Origin of the sequence: Streptomyces sp., assembly GCF_035563135.1 — a bacterium.
In the GTDB taxonomy this organism is placed as follows: Bacteria; Actinomycetota; Actinomycetes; order Streptomycetales; family Streptomycetaceae; genus Streptomyces.
In genome coordinates, this window is the sequence record NZ_DATMVN010000035.1 from 14,216 (window position 1) to 33,214 (window position 18,999).

At 70.8% G+C, this 18,999-nt stretch carries 14 protein-coding genes; 3 read left to right on the top strand and 11 right to left on the bottom strand.

Going from position 1 to position 18,999, the window contains the following annotated elements:
* Positions 1 to 18: 18 nt before the first annotated feature.
* The 9 genes from VN520_RS01750 to VN520_RS01790 form a co-directional block, all read right to left on the bottom strand.
* The gene (locus VN520_RS01750; RefSeq protein WP_325745030.1) at positions 19 to 1,419 is read right to left on the bottom strand and encodes a hypothetical protein; all 1,401 of its coding nucleotides are present in this window, start codon (positions 1,417 to 1,419) and stop codon (positions 19 to 21) included.
* A gap of 61 nt (positions 1,420 to 1,480) precedes the next feature.
* A complete protein-coding gene (locus tag VN520_RS01755) occupies positions 1,481 to 4,567 on the bottom strand; it encodes a glycoside hydrolase family 3 N-terminal domain-containing protein (protein ID WP_325745031.1) in 3,087 nt (1,028 codons plus the stop codon).
* 22 nt (positions 4,568 to 4,589) lie between these two features.
* Positions 4,590 to 6,002, bottom strand: a complete 1,413-nt coding sequence (locus VN520_RS01760) for a GH1 family beta-glucosidase (protein ID WP_325745032.1) — start codon at positions 6,000 to 6,002, stop codon at positions 4,590 to 4,592.
* 55 nt (positions 6,003 to 6,057) lie between these two features.
* A complete protein-coding gene (locus VN520_RS01765; protein ID WP_325745033.1) occupies positions 6,058 to 7,044 on the bottom strand; it encodes an ABC transporter ATP-binding protein in 987 nt (328 codons plus the stop codon).
* Positions 7,041 to 8,042: an ABC transporter permease gene (locus VN520_RS01770; RefSeq protein WP_325745034.1), complete on the bottom strand. Its 1,002-nt coding sequence runs from the start codon at positions 8,040 to 8,042 to the stop codon at positions 7,041 to 7,043. Before VN520_RS01770 ends, VN520_RS01765 begins: the two co-directional genes overlap by 4 nt.
* A 5-nt stretch (positions 8,043 to 8,047) precedes the next feature.
* Positions 8,048 to 9,028, bottom strand: coding sequence for an ABC transporter permease (locus tag VN520_RS01775; protein WP_325745035.1), 981 nt, complete (start codon positions 9,026 to 9,028; stop codon positions 8,048 to 8,050).
* Positions 9,025 to 10,089 (bottom strand): ABC transporter ATP-binding protein, encoded by a 1,065-nt coding sequence (locus VN520_RS01780; protein ID WP_325745036.1) that lies wholly within the window; start codon positions 10,087 to 10,089, stop codon positions 9,025 to 9,027. The genes VN520_RS01775 and VN520_RS01780 overlap by 4 nt, the downstream gene beginning before the upstream one ends.
* Before the next feature lie 20 nt (positions 10,090 to 10,109).
* Positions 10,110 to 11,789, bottom strand: coding sequence for an ABC transporter substrate-binding protein (locus VN520_RS01785; protein ID WP_325745037.1), 1,680 nt, complete (start codon positions 11,787 to 11,789; stop codon positions 10,110 to 10,112).
* Between the two features lie 235 nt (positions 11,790 to 12,024).
* The gene (locus VN520_RS01790) at positions 12,025 to 12,999 is read right to left on the bottom strand and encodes a LacI family DNA-binding transcriptional regulator (protein WP_325745038.1); all 975 of its coding nucleotides are present in this window, start codon (positions 12,997 to 12,999) and stop codon (positions 12,025 to 12,027) included.
* Positions 13,000 to 13,393: 394 nt separating this feature from the next.
* Between VN520_RS01790 and VN520_RS01795 the strand changes: the two genes are divergently transcribed.
* The 3 genes from VN520_RS01795 to VN520_RS01805 all read left to right on the top strand — a co-directional run bounded on the left by VN520_RS01795 (position 13,394) and on the right by VN520_RS01805 (position 16,723).
* The gene (locus VN520_RS01795; protein ID WP_325745039.1) at positions 13,394 to 13,753 is read left to right on the top strand and encodes a hypothetical protein; all 360 of its coding nucleotides are present in this window, start codon (positions 13,394 to 13,396) and stop codon (positions 13,751 to 13,753) included.
* Between the two features lie 246 nt (positions 13,754 to 13,999).
* Complete coding sequence (locus VN520_RS01800) at positions 14,000 to 15,934, top strand: hypothetical protein (RefSeq protein WP_325745040.1); 1,935 nt, start codon at positions 14,000 to 14,002, stop codon at positions 15,932 to 15,934.
* A gap of 96 nt (positions 15,935 to 16,030) precedes the next feature.
* Positions 16,031 to 16,723 (top strand): hypothetical protein, encoded by a 693-nt coding sequence (locus tag VN520_RS01805; RefSeq protein WP_325745041.1) that lies wholly within the window; start codon positions 16,031 to 16,033, stop codon positions 16,721 to 16,723.
* Between the two features lie 56 nt (positions 16,724 to 16,779).
* Here the strand turns inward: VN520_RS01805 and cimA are convergent, their stop codons facing one another.
* Positions 16,780 to 18,387, bottom strand: a complete 1,608-nt coding sequence (gene cimA, locus VN520_RS01810) for a citramalate synthase (protein WP_325745042.1) — start codon at positions 18,385 to 18,387, stop codon at positions 16,780 to 16,782.
* 278 nt (positions 18,388 to 18,665) lie between these two features.
* A partial coding sequence (locus tag VN520_RS01815) for a TetR family transcriptional regulator C-terminal domain-containing protein (RefSeq protein ID WP_325745043.1) occupies positions 18,666 to 18,999 on the bottom strand: 334 nt, incomplete at its 5' end.

Below are 18,999 nucleotides of genomic sequence, written 5' to 3' on the forward strand. Positions count from 1 at the left end.
CGGGGGCCGGCACAGGAGCTAGAACCCGCCGCCGCCGTCGAAGCCTCCGCCCCCGCCGAAACCGCCGCCGTCCCCGAAGCCCCCGCCGTCCCCGAAACCGCCGCCGCCGAAGCCGGAGGAGTCGAAGTCGGAGCCGGAGACGTCGCCGCCGCCCCACTCACCGCCTCCGCCGAAGTCGCCGCCGCCGTACTCCGCCCCGTACGCCGGGGTGGCGAGCATCGAGCCGAGCATGGTGCCGGCCAGCAGGCCCGGGAGCAGGCCGCCGCCGAAGTAGCCGCCGGCCCAGGGTCCGTAGGCCGGGCCCGCCTCCCAGTAGGGGCGCCGCCGGCCGTCACCGACGTCGACCGTGCGGCTCATGGGGTCCTCGCCGGCGCGCAGCCGGACCTCGTCGGCGCCGCAGACCGGGACCTCACGGGCCGCTCCGCCGGACGGCGTCCACAGGACGTCCGCGACCGAGGGCCCGTGACGCGGGTCGAAGAAGCAGGGCGGGCGGCGGGCCGGGAGCGCGCGGCCCTCGCGCCGGGCCTCCAGGACGGCCAGGGAGAAGCGGCCGTCCTCCAGGGCCTTGGTGACTCCGCGTACGTCGGAGGGGTGCTGGGCGTTGCCCATGCGGGACTTGGCGTCCTCGTAGGAGTCGAGCGCGCGCTCGTAGTCGCTGCGCATCGCGTCGTCCGCGCCCTTCTCGGCGGGGTGGAAGTCCAGCCGGTCCAGGGTTTCGCCGTACGCGGTGATGTCCTCGTCCACGACGGTCCGGAGTTTCTCCAGGGCGGCCCGCTCCTCCTCCTCCCTGCGCTTCCTGCTGCGGCGGGCGACCGCGAACGCGGTGCCTCCGCCCAGGAGGACCACGCCTCCGAGGACGATCAGGCCGGCCACCGGGGCGCCCTCCCCGGCTCCGTCACCCGCGCCGCCCCCGGACCAGGAGGCCGGGGCGCTGCCCCTGGCCTGGTCGACGGCGCGGTCGACGAAGGCGTTGAGCTGCGTCGCGGCGTCGGTGCCCGTGCCGGGCGCCTTCACGGCGGTGGTGAGGTTCTCGACGGCCCGGACCGGCATCACCTGCGGGTCCGCGCCCGCGTCGAAGCCGTCGCCGAGGCGGACCGCGTAGACGCCGGTGACTCCGGTGTCGGTGCGCAGGTTCTGCAGGAGGTTCTCGGGCGGATAGTCGGACGTCGCGGGCAGCACGGCCACGAAGACCGGCTTGTCGGCGTCCTTGATCTTTTTCTCCAGGGCGGCCTCCTGGGACGCCGAGAGCTGTCCGGACGCCGCCGGGTCGACGTACACGGGGCCCTGGCGCAGAGCACGGGCCGCGTCGTCGATGGTGGAGGGGGCGGCGGCTCGGGCAGCGGGGACCAGTGCCAGCACGGCCGCCGAGAGCATCAGCAGCAGGCAGGCCCACAAGGGAGCGAACAGCCTTTTCCGCATACTCCGAAAGTAACCCGGACGGGCGAAAAATGCGTCGCCCGCCCGGGTCACGTCCGTGCTCTTACACGGCGCGGTAGGCCGTGCGCAGCTTCGCCACCGCTCCGGTCAGGTCGCCGGTGAGCAGCAGGTGGTCCGCCTCGGCGAACGGCTTGGACACCGCCTGGGTGAGCTTCCCGCCGGTCCTCTGCTGGACCAGGAGCCTGGCCCGGTCCACGATCGCCTTGCCCGCCGCGGTCCTCCCGAGGCCGGCCCGCTCGGCGAGCTGCGCGGCGACGGCGAGGCCGGCGAGGGCGGATTCGCCGCCCGAAGGGGCCTTGTGCAGGGTGGTCAGCCCCCAGCCGTACGGGAACTGCGGGTCGTACGCCGTGTCGCCGACGTTGACCGGCAGCTGCGACTCGGACTTCGGCCAGGTCACCGGGAGCTGCCCGGTGAAGGCCCGCTTGCCGTAGAGGACGTCGGCGACGCCGTCGCCCTCGGTGCCCGGCAGCCAGGAGGCGACCAGCGCGTCGATGTCGCCGAGGCGGTCCCCGATGAGTTGCGGGCGGCCCGAGACCACGAGGACGGCGCACTTCATGGCGGCGCAGACCGTGTCGACGGCCGCCTTGTCGGCGTCGGTGAGCTCCAGGTCGTGGCCGTTGCCGACGTCCCCGATGCCCTCGGCGTACGGCTTCTCGCCGACGACCACGACTCCCACGTCGTAGCCGTCGGTGGGGGCGGAGGCGTCCTTGGAGAAGGTGGCCGAGGAGGTGTTCTTCTCGATGCCCTCCAGGATCGTGGTGCCCGGAGCGGTGGCTCCTGAGGCGCCCTGCCAGCTGATGGTCCAGCCGCCGGCCTGGTTGCCGAGGTCGTCGGCGTTGGAGCCGGCCACGTAGACCTTCTGCGACGCCTTGAGCGGCAGCACCGCACCGTCGTTCTTCAGCAGCACCTGGGACTTGGCGGCTGCCTCGCGGGCGACCGCGCGGTGGCCGGCGGAGCCGACCTCGTCCAGGTGGGAGGTGTCGGCGTACGGCTTCTCGAAGAGGCCGAGGCGGAACTTCTGGGTCAGGATCCGGGAGACGGCGTCGTCGATGCGGGCCTGGCTGATCCGGCCTGCGGTGACCTCTTCCTGGAGCGTCCTCGTGAAGTCCTGGTAGGCGGTCGGGACCATGATCATGTCGAGGCCGGCGTTGACCGAGGTGCGGACGTCGCTCGCGTAGTCACCGGGGATCTGGTCGATGGCCTGCCAGTCGCTGATGACGAAGCCCTCGAAGCCCATCCGGTCCTTGAGCACCCCGTTGATCATCTCGGCGTGGGCGTGCATCTTCACCGGGCCCGCGTCGTCGCCGAGGACGTCCAGCGAGGAGTACGACGGCATGACCGTGCCGACGCCCCGCTCCACGGACTCGGCGAAGGGCGCGAGGTGCACCGCTTCGAGTTCCTGGCGCGTGACCTTCGTGACGCCCTGGTCGATGGTGTACGAGCCGGTGGTGGACGAGCCGAACTCCGTGCCGCCGTCGCCGACGAAGTGCTTGGCGCTGGCCAGCACCTTGTCGTTGCGGTCGAGGTCGCTGCCGGAGGGGCTGCCCTGCATGCCGGTGATGACCGTCCCCATGGCCTCGACCAGCGCCGGGTCCTCGCCGTACGCCTCGTAGGAACGGCCCCAGCGCTCGTCGCGGGTGACGCACACGCAGGGGGCGAAGTCCCACGGGATCCCGGTGGCCCGGACCTCCTTCGCGGTGACGGCGCCCGTCCTGCCGGCGAGCTTCGGGTCGCGGCCCGCGCCGATGCCGATGTTGTGCGGCATGATCGTCGCGCCGATCACGTTGTTGTGGCCGTGCACCGCGTCCACGCCGTAGATCAGCGGGATCTGGAAGCGGGTGGCCTGCGCGCGCAGCTGGTAGGCGTCGGTCATCCTCGCCCAGGCCTCGGGCGTGTTCGGGGTGGGTACGGAACCTCCGCCGGAGAGCAGCGAACCGAGGTCGTACGTGGCGATGTCGCCCTGCGACTTCAGCGCGTTGCGCTCCGCCTGGGTCATCTGGCCGGCCTTCTCGGCGGGGGACATCCGCGCCAGCAGGTCGGCGACGCGCTTCTTCACCGGGAGCTTCGCGTTCTGGTACGGCAGCCCGTGGGCGTCGATGACGACCTGGGGGTTCTCCTTGGGGGCCTTGGCCCCGGTGACGGTGAGCTCCAGCGGGACCGTCTCCGCCGACTCGGCCCCCTTGTCCTTCTTCGTGGCCACGGAGACGGTGCGGGTGGTGCCGGAGGCGGTGCCCGCGGGGAAGGTGTGCGTGCCGGTGACCGGGGTGTAGTCCTTCCCCGCGCCGGCACTGCCGCCCTTGGTCGTCCAGGTGACGGTGACGGGTTCCTCGACGGGGAGGGAGCCGGTCGTGGCGACGGAGATCCTGATGTCCGCCGTGCCGCCCTCCTCGACCGGGTGCACGGCGGAGTCGACGACGACGCTCGACTTCAGGGCCGGGTCGGCCTTCCCGTACAGCTCGACGGCGTCCATGGCGAAGGAGCCGGGGGTGCCGGTCGGCAGGGTGAGGGCGTAGCCCCACATCTCGTTCAGGCCGAGGATCTGGTCGATGCCGCCGACGGGCTGGTAGTCGGCCCGGTAGACGAAGTCCGCGAAGGGGATCTCGACCTGGTGCCAGCCCTCCCAGTCGTCGGTGAACGAGGTGGTCCACAGCTCGGAGGCGCCGCCGTTGGCTCCGCCGTCCTTGATCTCGAAGTTGATCCGCTTGCCCGAACCGGGCGGCAGGGGCGCGGTGTTCTGGCCGTACCACCAGAAGCGGATGCCCTTGTGGGCGGTCCAGTCCTCCGGTGGCTGGTCGACGGCGAACTCGTGGCTGAGTCCGCCCCAGGCGCTGATGTCGTAGGTGCCCGACAGGACCTTGGAGCCCTCGGGGGCGTCGGCGCGCCCCTCGAACTCCAGGGCGGGGTGGTCGTCCGTGTCGCCGCCCCAGGTGAACAGGGCGTCGGCGGGCGGGCTGCCGAGCGGGACCTCGCCCTCGAAGCGGTCGACGAGGACGGGTGCGGGGTCATCGGCGCCGGCCGCCGCGCTGGGGACGGCTCCGGCGAGCAGGGAGGCCAGGACGGTGGCGGCGGCGAGCGCGGCGGTCACCGGTCTCGCCCGGTGGCGTGTGCGGGGGTGCGGTGTGCGGGACATGTGCGGCTTTCTTCCTTCCGTGTCAGTCGGTGCGGGCTTCGCGGGTGAGGCGGATCGTGTCGCGGTACCACTTGGCGCTGTCCTTGAGCGTCCGCACCTGCGTGCCGTAGTCGACGCGGACGATGCCGAACCGCTTGTCGTAGCCGTAGGCCCACTCGAAGTTGTCCATCAGGGACCAGGCGAAGTAGCCCCGGACGTCGGCGCCCTGACGGCGGGCCTCGGACACGGCGGCGATGTGGTCGGCGAGATAGGCGGTGCGGTCGGCGTCGGGGACGGTGCCGTCGGCGGCGACCGTGTCGTCGAAGGCGGCCCCGTTCTCCGTGATGACGGTCGGCAGCGCGTAGTCCCGCTGGAGCCGCAGCAGCAGACCGGTGAGCTCGGCCGGGGTGATCTCCCAGTCCATGGCGGTGCGGGGCAGGTCGCGCTGCACCTCCCGGACGACGGGGAGGCCGTCGGCGCCGGCCGGCGCACCGTCCTCGGTGACCCCGGAGAACATGGCGCCGCGGTAGAAGTTGACGCCGAGGACGTCGAGGGGGGTGGCGATGGCTTCCAGGTCGCCTTCCTGGACGGGCAGTCCGATGTTCCGGGCCGCGAGGTCGTCGAGGACGTCCTGCGGGTAGCGGCCGTGGACGAGCGGGTCGAGGTAGAGGCGGGTGCCCATGCCGTCGGCGCGGCGGCAGGCCTCCCGGTCGGCCTCGCTGCCGGTCTCCGGGGTGGCGGTGCCGAGGTTGAGGGTGATGCCGAGTTCGAGGGGGCGTCCTCCCGCCGCCTCGCGCATCTGCCGGGCGGCGAGCCCGTGGCCCAGGAGCAGGTGGTGGACGGCGCCCATGGCGTCGCCCAGGTCGGTGCGGCCGGGGGCGTGGGCCCCGTAGGCGTAGCCGAGCATCGCCGAGCACCACGGCTCGTTCAGGGTCGTCCAGTGCTCGACCCGGTCGCCCAGTGCCTCGTAGGCGAGCATGGCGTACTCGGCGAACCGCAGAGCGGTGTCGCGGGCCGGCCAGCCGCCCGCGTCCTCCAGCTCCTGCGGCAGGTCCCAGTGGTAGAGGGTGATCCAGGGGGTGACGCCCTTGCCGTGGAGCTCGTCGACCAGCCGCTTGTAGAAGTCGAGGCCCTTGGCGTTGGCGGGGCCCCGGCCGCCCGGCTGGATGCGCGGCCAGGCCAGCGAGAAGCGGTAGGTGTCGACACCGAGGCCCGCGATCAGCTCGACGTCCTCGGGCATCCGGTGGTAGTGGTCGCAGGCCACGTCGCCGTGTTCGGCGTTGTGCACGGCGCCCGGCACCCGGCAGAAGGTGTCCCAGATCGACGGGGTGCGGCCGTCCTCCGCGGCGGCGCCCTCGATCTGGTACGAGGACGTGGCGACGCCCCAGCGGAAACCGGCGGGGAGGCCCTGGACGGCGGCGGGCCGCAGGCTGCTGCGGGGCGGGACGAGGTTCATGTGGTTCTCCGTAACTCCGGGTCTGCTGTGGGGTGGTGTGCGGCGGTGCCGGCGGTCAGTCGTGCAGCCAGCAGGCGACCTCGCGGTCCTGGCCGCTCTCCGGCGGGGCGAGGACCGGGACCCGCTCCGGGCACGGCGCGAAGGCCTTGCCGCAGCGCGGGTGGAAGGCGCAGCCGGTGGGCATCGCGGACAGGTGCGGGGGCGACCCCGGGATGCCCGTGAGCTCGCGCCGGGGGCCGTGCAGGGCGGGGAAGGAGTGCAGGAGGCCTTCGCTGTAGGGGTGGCGGGGGTCGCGGTAGATCTCGGCGGCGCCCGCCTGCTCCACGATCCGGCCGCCGTACATGATCGCGATCCGGTCGGAGAACTCGATCAGCAGCGAGATGTCGTGGGTGATGAACACGACGGAGAAGGAGAGGCGCTCCCGCAGCTCCACCAGCTTGCGCAGGATCTGCCGCTGCATCACGACGTCGAGGGCGGTGGTCGGCTCGTCCATGATGACGATCTCGGGTTCCAGGGCGAGTGCCATCGCGATCATCACGCGCTGGCGCATGCCGCCGGAGAGCTGGTGCGGATAGGCGGCGAGCCGGTCGGCGGAGATGCCGACGAGGTTCAGCAGTTCCCCGGCCCGCGCGGTGCGTCCGGCGGCCCGCATGCCGGGGCGGTGGGCGGTGAGGACGTCGGTGAGCTGGCTGTGGACGGTGTGCACCGGGTTCAGCGAGTTCATCGCGCCCTGGAACACGATCGACAGTTCCTGCCAGCGGAAGGCGCGCAGCTCGTCCGGGGAGAGGGAGAGGATGTCGACGGACCCGCCGCCCGGCCGGTGGTAGTGGACGTCGCCCCCGGTGATCACCCCGGGCGGCGAGAGCAGCCGGGTGACGGCGTACGCGAGTGTGGACTTGCCCGAGCCCGACTCGCCCGCCAGGCCGAGGACTTCACCGCGGTGCAGGGTGAGGTCGATGTCCCGCAGCGCGCGGACGCCGCTCGCGCCGGTGCCGTAGTCGACGTTCAGGCCGCTGATGGTGAGGATCGGCTCGGCGGTCATGCGCTGGGCTCCTTGCTGGGCGTTCCGGTCGGCTCGGGTGCGACGGGCGGGGCGGTACGGGCCACCGGGGTGAAGCCGACCCGCATCCGGACCTTCCGGGAGGCGCCCGTCGCGGTGCGCAGGCGCGGGTTGACGAACTCGTCGATGCCGAAGTTGATGAGCGAGAGTGCGGTGCCCAGCAGGGCGATGCACAGCCCGGCGGGGACGAACCACCACCAGGCGCCCTGGGCCAGGGCCTGGTTGGACTGGGCCCAGAAGAGCACGGTGCCCCAGTTCCAGTGGGAGATGTCGGCGACGCCGATGAAGGCGAGGGTGATCTCGGAGAGGACCGCGAAGATGACGGTGCCGACGAAGCCGGACGCGATGACGGCGGTGAGGTTCGGCATGACCTCGAAGAGGATGATCCGCCAGGTGGACTCTCCGGTGGCACGTGCCGCCTCCACGTAGTCGCGGCGCCGGAGCGACAGGGTCTGGGCGCGCAGGACGCGCGCGCCCCAGGCCCAGGAGGTGAGGGCGATGACGGAGGCGATCAGCAGGTCCCCGGTGTCCTCGACGAAGCTCGCGATGATGATGATCAGCGGCAGGCCCGGGATGACGAGGAAGATGTTGGAGAGCATCGAGAGGAGTTCGTCGGCGGCTCCGCCGAGGAAGCCCGCGCTGACCCCGATGAGCACGGACAGCACGGTCGCCAGGATGCCCGCGAGGAATCCCACGAGCAGTACTCCGCGGGTGCCGACCAGGATCTGCGAGAGGACGTCCTGCCCGGTCTGCGTCGTACCGAACCAGTGCTCGGCGGACGGCGGTTGCAGCAGCTGGTCGCTCATCGCGTCCGGGTCGTACGGGGCGAGCCAGGGACCCGCCACGGCGAGGACGACGAAGAACGCGAGGATCAGCAGCCCGGTGCGGGTCTTCCCGCCGCGCAGGAAGCGGAGCCTGGCGCGGGACGCGGCGGGGGCGGCGTCCGTGACGACTACGTCGGTGGTGGTGGTGACGGACATGGGTGTCATGCCTCCTTGCGGGTGCGCGGGTCGAGGAGGGCGTACGCCATGTCGGCCAGCAGGTTCGCGGCGAGGACGGACAGCGTGATGATCAGGAAGACGCCCTGCATCAGCGGGTAGTCCTTGGCCCCGACGGCCTGGAACAGCTGGAAGCCGATGCCCGGGTAGGAGAAGACCATCTCGACCAGCAGGGTGCCGCCGACGATGAAGCCCAGCGAGAGGGCGAAGCCCGAGATGTTGGGCAGCACGGCGTTGCGCGCGGCGTACGAGAACATCACGCGCCGCTCGGACAGTCCCTTGGCCTGCGCCACCATGACGTAGTCCTCGGAGGAGACGGTCACCATCATGTTGCGCATGCCGAGGATCCAGCCGGCGATGGCGCTCAGCACGATCGTCACCCCGGGGAGCACCCCGTGGTAGAGCGCGCTGGAGATGAACGGCCAGTCGAAGGCGGGGACCAGGGAGTTGTCGTACCCTCCGGCGGCCGGGAAGATCTGCCACTTCACCGCGAACAGCGCGATGGCGATGAGGCCGAGCCAGAAGTACGGGATGGCGGAGATGAAGGTGGTCACGGGCAGCAGCCCGTCCAGCCAGGAGCCGCGCCGCCAGCCGCTGTAGACGCCGATGCCGGTGCCGAGCAGGAAGCTGATCAGGGTGGTGATGCCGACCAGCGCGAGCGTCCACGGCAGTGACGCGGAGATCACCTCCCCGACCGGGGTCGGGAAGAAGGTGAAGGACAGACCCAGGTCGCCGTCGAGCAGGTGGGACCAGTAGTCGGTGTACTGGGACCAGAGCGACTGGTCCTCGTCGAGCCCGAACAGTGCCTTCAGCGAGGCGATGGCGGTCGTGTCGAGCTGCCCCTGGTAGCGGCTCATCAGGGCCTCGACCGGATCACCGGGCATCAGGCGCGGGATCAGGAAGTTGATGGTGATGGCGGCCCACGCGGTGACCGCGTAGAAGGCGAGCCGCTGGAGGATGTACTTCACTTCGCTGCTCCCTCGGCGCCCTCGGCGGTGGTGCCGTCGTACAGCCAGCAGGCGGCCCACTGGCCGCCGGCCAGGTCGAAGCGCGGCGGCAGCTCGGTGCGGCAGCGCTCCATGGCCTTCGGGCAGCGGGGATGGAAGCGGCAGCCGTCCGGCGGGGCGATCAGTGAGGGCGGCTCGCCGCTTCCGGTCTCCTCCTGGGCCTCCTCGTCCGCCACCCGGTCGGGGTCCGGCGCGGAGGCGATCAGCAGCTGGGTGTAGGGGTGCGCGGGGTGCTGGGTGACGGTTTCGCTGTCACCGCCCTCGACGATCCGGCCCGCGTACATCACCAGGGTCGTGTCCGCGAAGTAGCGGGCGGACGCGATGTCGTGGGTGATGTAGAGGATCGCGAGGTGCAGGCGCTCCTTGAGGTCGCGGAGCAGGTTGAGGACGCCGAGCCGGATCGACACGTCGAGCATCGACACCGGTTCGTCGGCCAGCAGCACCTGGGGGTCGGCGCCGAGCGCGCGCGCTATCGCGACGCGCTGGCGCTGCCCTCCGGACAGCTCGTGCGGGAACTTGTCCAGGAACTGACGGGGAGGAGTCAGCTGGACGCGTTCGAGCAGAGCGGCCAGGTTCTTCTCCAGGTCCGCGTCCCCGCTCCCCGCCCGGCCGTGGATCCTGAGTGCCCGAGTCAGGTGGTAGCGCACGGTGTGCACGGGGTTGAGCGAGGCGAAGGGGTCCTGGAAGATCAGCTGGACCTGCTTGACGTACGTGCGGAAGGACCGGCCGCGCCCGGCCTTCACCGCCGTGCCGCCCAGGTGTATCTCCCCGGAGGTGAGGGGGTACAGCTGGGCGAGCAGCCGTGCGACGGTGGACTTCCCGGAGCCCGACTCCCCCACCAGGGCCGTGACGGTCCCTCGCCGGAGCTTCAGCGAGACGTCGTCGACGGCGTGGACGGTGCGGCGTCTGCGGGCGAGGAGGTCGCCGGCGGTGCGCCGTACGGGGAAGTGCTTGGTGACTCCGCGTGCTTCGAGCACCACGTCGTTCGCGGTGCGCACGTCTGCGGACTGTTCGGTGGTCATCGGCCGGTTCTTCCCCGTGCTTACTTGGCGGGTTCGAGGTTCAGCACGACTTCCAGCGCGTCGGGCTGGGTGTGCTGCGGGGCTGCGTACGGGTCCTTCTCGGTCGGCCAGCCCACCCAGTTCTTCGTGGAGTACTCGGCGCCGATGGGGGCGGCGGCCGTCGGGATGACCGGCGCCTGCTCGACCATGATCTTCTGGAGCGTGTTCATGGCCTTGGTGCGTGTGGGGTCGTCGGTGGCGTTGGCGTACTCCTTGAGCGCCGCGGTGGCCTCGGGGCTCTTGAAGCGGCCGAAGTTGCCGAGCTGGGAGCTCTTGCCGACGGGCTGGAGGATCGCCCCGTCCATGATGTTCTGGTACATGTCGTACGGCGTGGCACCGCTGTTGGTCCAGTGCAGGGTGGCGTCGAAGTTTCCGGTGGCGACGTCGTTGCCCCACGCCTCGGCGGTCTGCGTCTTGACCTTGGCCTCGATGCCGAGCTGCTTGATGTTGTCCTTGATGATGGAGAGCCCGGTGATGTAGTCGTTCCAGCCGGCCGGGTCGGTGAAGGTCAGCTCGACGGGCTTGCCGTCCGGGTCCTTCAGGACACCGCCGCTGAGCTGGAACCCGGCGTCCTTGAGCAGCGCCTTGGCGCCGTCCACGTCGGGCGCCGTGGTGGCGCTCCTGTACTCCGGGGCGAGGAACGGCTCTCCGGCGGGCAGCGGGATGCCGGTCGGGTTGCTGATCTCCGGGTAGAGGGTCGCCTGGGCCTGCACGTGGATCGCCTTGCGGTCGACGACCATGGCCATCGCCTTGCGCAGGGCCGGGTTGTCGAACGGCTTGCGGGCGGTGTTGAACCACAGGCCGTGGATGCCGAGCCCCGAGGGGAACCACAGCTTGTGGTTCTTCAGGTCCTTGGCGACGTACAGCTGCTTGTAGTTCGGCATGAAGACGAACGACCACTCCAGCTTGCCGTTCGCCAGGGCCGTCGTCGCCGCGCTGTTGTCGTTGTACGCGGAGTAGCGCAGCTCCTTGACCTTCGTCTCGCCCTTCCAGTAGGCGGGCGTGGCGGTCAGGGTGGTGGTCTGCGGGGTGAAGGTCTTCAGCTCGTACGGGCCGGAGCCGACCGGGGTGCGGTTGGGCCAGGTCTCCGGGTTCTCGACCTTCTCCCAGATGTGCTTGGGCACGACGAACGTCGTGATGATCTTGTTCTGGTTGACGAACTGGGATTCCTTGAAGGTCAGGACGACCTTGTCCCCCTCGACGGCGACACCGTCGTACGGGATGCCGTTGCCGTTGAGCGCCGGGTGCTTCTTGAGCAGTTCGAAGGTGAAGGCGACGTCCGCGGCGGTGAGCGGCTTGCCGTCGGCCCATTTGGCCCGCTTGTCGAGGGTGAAGGTGACCTTGGTGAAGTTGGACTCCCAGGCCCAGTCCGTCGCCAGCCAGGGGTCCGCCTTGTCGGTGGGGCGGATCTGGTTCGTCATCGCCAGCGGCTCGTAGATCATGAACCGGTAGCCGAGGGTGGCGCTCGCCGAGGTCGCGAGGAACGGGTTGCTGTTGTTCGTCTGCGGCCCGTCGGGCTTTCCGAGGGTCAGCACGCCGGAGGCACCGGCGCCACCCCCCTTGTTGGCACCCGAGTTGGCGGACGAGCAGCCGGCGGCGAGCGCGACCACGGCGATGGCGGCTGAGAGCGCTCTCACAGAGTGACGGCGACGTACGGACATGGCGACTCCAGGAGGACTGCGGGTCTGGGAGAACCGGGCGTGGAAGATCCGGGCGTGGGCGGCGCGGTCTGTGCGCCGGGGGCGGTGAAGCGGGTGGCGGGTGACGGGTGGCGGGTGGTGCGCGTGGTGCTGGTGGCACGGTTACGGCGGGTGGTGCGGTGGGTGGCACGGTTACGGCGGGCGAGGGTGCGGCTGATTCGGGGATGCGGGCGGGTGACCGGCGGGCCCGGCCCCGTTACGGCGCCGAGCGGCGCACGACCAGTTCGGTGGGCAGCACGACCGGTCCGTCCGGTACGGCGGTACCGCCGAGGCGGGAGAGCAGCAGGCGGGCCGCCGCCTCACCCATCTGCCGGGTGGGCTGGTGCACGGTGGTCAGGGGCGGTTCGGTGTGTTCGGCCATCGGGATGTCGTCGAAGCCGACCACCGCGATGTCCTCGGGGACGCGGCGGCCTGCGGCTCTCAGCGCTCGCAGGACCCCGGCCGCACTGATGTCGTTGTGGGCGAAGACCGAATCGAACTCCACGCCGGATGCCAGGAGTTCCTCCACGGCGAGCCGCCCCCGGCGTTCGGTGAAGTCCCCGTCCACGACCAGTTCGGTCGGCAGGACCGAGCGGAAACCCGCGAGCCGCTCACGGACGCAGCCGAAGTGCTCCGGGCCGGTGACCACCAGCGGCCTGGTGCGCCCCGCAGCCCGCAGATGACGGGCGGCGGACGCGCCCCCCTCGTGATTGGTGGTCACGACGGAGGGGAATTCCGGGTGGTGGCCCCGGTCGTCGATCAGGACGATCGGCAGGCCGGACCGGTGCAGGACGGTGAGCTGGTCGAGCGTGTTCTCCGGCTCGACGACGACGAGTCCGTCGAAGGCGCGCGCCGACACCTGGGTGGTGAAGCGCTCGACGGACTCCGAGCCCCGGTTGCAGGTGAAGAGCAGCAGTCCGTAGTCGGCGGCCTCGACCGTGTCGACGACACCCTGGAGCACTTCGCCCATCCACGGCCAGGTGAGCGAGGGAACCAGCATGCCGACCGTGCGACTGCTGCCGCGCGCCAGACCGACGGCGCCCGAGCTGGGTACATAGCCGAGGTCTGCGATCACTTCACGAACGCGCTCGGCCGTCGAACCGTCCACTTCACCCTTGAAGTTGATGACCCGTGACACGGTCGTCTTGCTGACGCCGGCCTCGCGGGCGACATCGGCGATGGTGACGCGCAACGGGGCCTCCGGGGCACGGCAGGACAGGGAGTGGGGTGGGACTTCGGTACCGGTTCCGGAACCGGTACCGGCGTTGCGGCTGGAGTTAACCGCGCCGGAACAGGGGCGTCAATACTTCACGCCGAGATTGGTCCGTACCCATGGTCGAAGCGGCCCTTGCCAGGCTTGCGTTCACTTCTCGAACAGACCGAGCTCTTGTCGTGAACACGCAAAAGAAAGCCGTCCAGAGCCCGCCCGGCGGCGGTCCGCAGATCCGGACCCGCACCGGAGCCGCCGACCGGAAGGGACGGCGTGCCGCACACCCCGCACGGAGCGTGCGGCACGGAGAGATCGAGCATAAAATGGAATCGATGGACAAGTAACCTGAAGCTCCACCGGATGGCAGGTGTTGAGCATGTCCGACGATCCGTGCATCTACATCGGCGGCGCTCTGAAGATCGTACAGAGCAACGGGTATACCGTTTACGCCAATTTCAATCAGAACGGCAACCAGCTCAGCGGATACTGCGAGCACTCCGGCGGCCGTGTGAAAAGTTCGGGCGTCGAGGGGCGCGTAAGCGGTCAGCACGTCGATTTCACCATCACGTGGAACAACGGCAGCAAGGGGCATTACTGGGGTGACCTCACCCAGGGGCATTTCACCGGAAGCCACCAGGGGATTCTCAAGGGAACCTCGCAGGATGTGAACGTCCCCACCAGCACCGCATCATGGGAAGTGCACGACAGGGTCTTCGACCGCCTGGTCCCCGCCTAGCACAACGACGGTCCGCCGCCCCCGGTCCTCCCCCTGGCCCTCTGCCGACCGAGCCGGCGGTGTTCCCCGGGGGCCGTCGGCGCCAGGACGTCGCCCCTCCTGTACGCCGGACATCTTTCCGGCGGCGCGTCCGTCCGGGGCGTCCTCCCGAGGCCGAGGAATTTCCACGGGCCGCAGCGCAGAAGAGGCCCGGTCCCACCCGTCCGCTTCTGCATGCCTTCGCACAGCAAGACGGAGTTGATCACTATGCCCGAGGTCATCGGCGCAATCAGGGAGAAGTGGCTCGCACTCGGAGGCGACGGCGGAATTCTGCGACAGGCCCTGGATGACGAGCGGCCCACCTTCGACGGTCTGGGCCGGGCCCAGGAATTCCAGGCGGGGACCGTCAGCTGGCACCCCCTGACCGGGGCGTTCGCGGTCTGGGGGCTCATCCGTGAAACGTGGTTCGGCATGGGGCGGGAGCAGTACGGCTACCCGGTCACGGACGAGTCGGGGTGCCCCGACGGGCGTGGACGCTTCAACCACTTCCGCGCCGTGCACACACCCGGCAACCCCGAAGCCTCCATCTACTGGACCCCCGAAACCGGCGCCCACCCCGTCTACGGCGACATCCGCCGCAAATGGAGCGAACTCGGCTGGGAGAACTCACCACTGAAATACCCCCTCGCCCCCGAAACCGACTGCCCGACCGGAGGCGGCCGACGCCAGGCCTTCGAAGCCGGAACCGCCGTATGGCACCCCGCCCACGGCACCTTCACCACCCACGGCCTCATCGCCGCGACATGGACGAACACCGGAAGCGAACAATTCGGCTACCCCATCACCGACGAAACCGGATGCCCCGACGGACGCGGCCGCTACAACCACTTCCGCGCCATGCACACACCCGGCAACCCCGAAGCCTCCATCTACTGGACCCCCGAAACCGGCGCCCACCCCGTCTACGGGGCCATCCGGGACCGCTGGGCCCGGCGCGGGTGGGAGACGAGTTCGGTCGGATACCCGGTCGAGGCCGAGCACGACCGGGCGGGGCTGCCCGGGCGGGAGCAGAGTTTCGAGCGCGGCCGCGTCTCGTGGTCGCCCGCGACCGGGGCTTTCTTCGATCCGCTTGCGCTCAGCGCCCCCATCAGGACAGGCGGACTCGCCGCGCTCGGCGGCTGGGTCGCGGTCACGGTCAACGGCGACGGCTCGACGCGCTGGCAGGGACACGCCCACAACAGCGGGGCGGACGGGTACGACTTCGGCATGTCCGCCGTGCTGCGGGCGTCCTCCGGGCGAGCGCTGGCATTCGCTCACTCAGGCCGTGTGGGAGGCACCTTCACCTCGGGAGACCGCGATCACGACTGGGACCGGACGGCCCCTCCCCATCCCATCGTGTCGGCCAACCTCGCCGCGTTCAGCGACGGGCAGCTGGAAACCCACCTGAACTACACGAGCGACATCGGCAGCGGTCTCGAAAACGCCGTCGAGTGGCTCGTCAAATGGGGTGTGGGCACCGCTCTCGGACCGGTCGGCGCCGTGGTGTTCGTCGGGCTGGAGGTGGGGTCGCTCATCGCCACCGGGTCCCTGGTGCCGGGAGCACGCCTGGCAGGAGGCATCCTCTGGATGGCCGGCCCGGCGAACACCCTTCTCGCCATCGCCGCCGAGGGCGTCGCCTCGCTCGGCAGCCGCACGCGTGAACTCACTCAGGAGGAGTACGACTGGGCCGACGGCCAGGTGTTCAGCGGTTCCCTCCCGGCGAGGGACCGGATCGTCCTGACCGACACCATCGGCGGCGGGGACCGGGCCTTCGCCTTCCCCCGGTACGACGGAAAGGTGACGCTCAACATGGGTGCCGGCGCGTTCGACGACCCCCGCAGGCAGCCCGGCGGGGCGTACGGCCAGACCTTCGTCCACGAACTCGTCCACGCCTGGCAGATCCGCCACATGCCGATGGAACTGAGCCTGCTGGCCGATGCGTTCGCGTCCAAGGTGTGCGAGGCCACCGGCGGCAACCCCTATACGTACGGGCCCGCAGGACCGGCCTACGGCGAGCTGAATCTGGAACAGCAGGCCCAGGTGGTCAGCGACTGGTTCGCCGGCCGGGCGCCGGCCGGGACGAATCAGACCGGGACAGCCCGTGACGTCAACAGCCCGTACTTCAGGTACATCAACGAGAACATCCGCACCGGCGCCGTGTGAGCCGGTGGGCCCGGCAGACCGCGACGGCCGTGTGCCCGGCGGCCACCGGGCACACGGCCGTCGCCCGGGACCGCTGAACGGACGAGGGAGGCAGCCATGCCGCGGACGAACCCCTACCTCGGGCCGGAGAACGCCTTCGGGCCGCCGATCGAAGCCCGGGGGTGGCAGGCGGGCTACGACGCCGGGGTCAGCTCCCCGGACGCGGTGCCGGAGGCTCCGCCGACACGGAACCCCGGTTTCATGGACGCGTGGCGCACGGGCGCCGCCGACGGCCACGCCGACGGCGGGACCGAGGGCTGGCGATGGCGGCTGGGCCCCGGCCCCGCCACCCGCCCCCCAGGCGCAGAGGCGCGGAGCAGCGGCGAGACCGGTCCGGGCGCCTCGGACTTCGGCATCGCCCTGAAAAGTGTGGGAGCACCGCCTCTGAGGCTGATCCTGAGGGACAGAGCGCCCGGGACTGCCGACGTGTGGACCGTCCAACTGGCGGGCCGGGCTCTGCGCCAGGTACTCACCGGCGCCGGGAGCCAGGAGCAGCCGGGGGGCGGGGGGCCGCTCTACCTGCCGGTCTGCCTCGGACCCGCCCACGGGCTGTCGGGGGATCCCTTGCACGAGGCGGGCTACTGGCACGGTTCGGTGTCGGGCTCCTTCGCCGCAGCCGGCCAGGAGGCCGCCGAGCACGCGATGGTGCGGGTCCCGCACTTCCCGGGGCTGGTGCGCTACCGCCCCGTCGACGACCACAACTTCTGGGACTGGCTCCCGCTGGAGCAGGGCGACCTCACCCTGCTGTGAGGTGCGGCCGCCCACGCGTCCGCCCGTGCCAGGGTGACGCGTGGGCGGCCGGGACCCTAGTCGGTCGGCTCGACGCCCGCCCGCAGCAGGCCGTAGGTGTACGCGTCCTCCAGTGCCTGCCAGGAGGCGGCGATGACGTTCTCGGCCACGCCGACCGTCGCCCAGTCGCCGGTTCCGTCACCCGTGGTGATCAGCACCCGGGTGGTGGACTCGGTGCCGGTGCGGCCCTCCAGGATGCGGACCTTGTAGTCGACCAGTTCGAACTTGGCGAGCTGCGGGTAGATCCGCTCCAGGCCGACGCGCAGCGCCCGGTCCAGGGCGTTGACCGGGCCGTTGCCCTCCGCCGTGGTGACGATCCGCTCCCCCTTCGCCCAGAGCTTCACGGTCGCCTCGTTGGCGTGGGTCCCGTCGGGGCGGTCCTCGACGATGGCCCGCCAGGACTCCGTGCGGAAGTAGCGTCGGGGCCTGCCCTCGACCTCGGCGCGCAGCAGCAGTTCGAAGGACGCGTCGGCCGCCTCGTAGGTGTAACCCTTGAGCTCGCGCTCCTTGACGCGCTCGACGACCCGTCCGACGAGGGCGCGGTCGTCCCCCAGGTCGATGCCGAGCTCCTTGCCCTTGAGCTCGATGGAGGCGCGGCCCGCCATGTCGGACACGAGCATCCGCATGGTGTTGCCGACGCGTTCGGGGTCGATGTGCTGGTAGAGGTCCGGGTCGACCTTGATCGCGGAGGCGTGCAGTCCGGCCTTGTGGGCGAAGGCTGAGACGCCCACGTAGGGCTGGTGGGTGGAGGGCGTGAGGTTGACGACCTCGGCGATGGCGTGGGAGATGCGGGTCATCTCGGCGAGCGCGCCCTCGGGCAGGACGCTCTTGCCGTACTTGAGTTCCAGCGCGGCGACGACCGGGAAGAGGTTGGCGTTGCCGACCCGTTCGCCGTATCCGTTGGCGGTGCACTGCACATGGGTGGCGCCCGCGTCCACGGCGGCCAGGGTGTTGGCGACGGCGCAGCCCGTGTCGTCCTGGGCGTGGATGCCGAGCCGGGCGCCGGTGTCGGCGAGGACGGTGGAGACGACGGCCTGGACCTGGGCGGGGAGCATCCCGCCGTTGGTGTCGCAGAGGATGACCACGTCGGCGCCCGCCTCGTGGGCGGTGCGCACGACCGACTTGGCGTACTCGGCGTCGGCGCGGTAGCCGTCGAAGAAGTGCTCGCAGTCGACGAAGACCCGCCGGCCCTGCTCCCGGAGGTGGGCGACGGTGTCGCGGACCATCTCCAGGTTCTCGTCCAGGGTGGTGCGCAGGGCCAGCTCCACGTGACGGTCGTGGGACTTGGCCACCAGCGTGATCACCGGGGCACCCGAGTCCAGGAGCGCCTGGACCTGCGGGTCCTCCGCGGCCTTGCCGCCGGCCCTGCGGGTGGCACCGAACGCGACGAGCTGGGCGTGCTCGAAGTCGATCTCCTGCCGGGCACGGGCGAAGAACTCGGTGTCGCGGGGGTTGGCGCCGGGCCAGCCCCCCTCGATGAAGCCCACGCCGAAGTCGTCCAGATGCCGGGCAATGGTCAGCTTGTCCGCGACCGTCAGGTTGATGCCTTCACGCTGCGCACCGTCGCGCAGGGTGGTGTCGAAGACATGGAAGGTGTCGTCGGGGGCCGTGGCCTTGGTGGTCATGCTGATCTGACTCCTGTCGGGTGAGCGGATCCGGACGAATCGGCTCCACTTGCCCCCATCATCTCGCGTGCCTCGCCCCGGCCGTGGTGTGGGCCGGAAAACGAAAAAACCCCTCGCGGGTGCGAGAGGTCTGCGCGCGGGTCTGGGGCACGATGTCCGTTCCGTACGTGGTGGTACGGGACGGTCACTGCGGACCGGCGCGCCTGCTGCCGATAATCATGGCGAACGAGGACACGCACGCAGTCTGGCACAGCGACGCTCCCGGGTCCCGGCCCGTCTCAGGATGCGGGCGTGAATTTCACCGGGCGGCCGGACGGCCCGGGAGGCATGAGCGTCTCGTCCGCATATCCGCGCATCTGCTCCAGGACCTGGTCCCGTCCGGTGCCGGGGATGCCGACCGTGACATGGACGCTGAACCCGTCCATGAGGGCCCGCAGCCGGACCGCGGCCCTGCCGGTGTCCACGGCACGGAACTCACCGCGCGCGATGCCCTCGTCCAGCAGTTCCACGAGGTCGCGGTGCCAGGCGTCCTCGATGGCCGCCTGCCGGGTCCGGGCGTCGTCGTCGGCGTCCTGCGAGCGGTTCCAGACCTCCAGCCAGAGCGTCCAGTGC

What these genes read in the sequence shown, in the direction of transcription:
- VN520_RS01750 (WP_325745030.1), bottom strand. Translation starts at nt 1,419, where the DNA reads ATGCGGAAAAGGCTGTTCGCTCCCTTGTGGGCCTGCCTGCTGCTGATG.
- VN520_RS01755 (WP_325745031.1), bottom strand. Translation starts at nt 4,567, where the DNA reads ATGTCCCGCACACCGCACCCCCGCACACGCCACCGGGCGAGACCGGTG.
- VN520_RS01760 (WP_325745032.1), bottom strand. Translation starts at nt 6,002, where the DNA reads ATGAACCTCGTCCCGCCCCGCAGCAGCCTGCGGCCCGCCGCCGTCCAG.
- VN520_RS01765 (WP_325745033.1), bottom strand. Translation starts at nt 7,044, where the DNA reads ATGACCGCCGAGCCGATCCTCACCATCAGCGGCCTGAACGTCGACTAC.
- VN520_RS01770 (WP_325745034.1), bottom strand. Translation starts at nt 8,042, where the DNA reads ATGTCCGTCACCACCACCACCGACGTAGTCGTCACGGACGCCGCCCCC.
- VN520_RS01780 (WP_325745036.1), bottom strand. Translation starts at nt 10,089, where the DNA reads ATGACCACCGAACAGTCCGCAGACGTGCGCACCGCGAACGACGTGGTG.
- VN520_RS01785 (WP_325745037.1), bottom strand. Translation starts at nt 11,789, where the DNA reads ATGTCCGTACGTCGCCGTCACTCTGTGAGAGCGCTCTCAGCCGCCATC.
- VN520_RS01795 (WP_325745039.1), top strand. Translation starts at nt 13,394, where the DNA reads ATGTCCGACGATCCGTGCATCTACATCGGCGGCGCTCTGAAGATCGTA.
- VN520_RS01800 (WP_325745040.1), top strand. Translation starts at nt 14,000, where the DNA reads ATGCCCGAGGTCATCGGCGCAATCAGGGAGAAGTGGCTCGCACTCGGA.
- VN520_RS01805 (WP_325745041.1), top strand. Translation starts at nt 16,031, where the DNA reads ATGCCGCGGACGAACCCCTACCTCGGGCCGGAGAACGCCTTCGGGCCG.
- cimA (WP_325745042.1), bottom strand. Translation starts at nt 18,387, where the DNA reads ATGACCACCAAGGCCACGGCCCCCGACGACACCTTCCATGTCTTCGAC.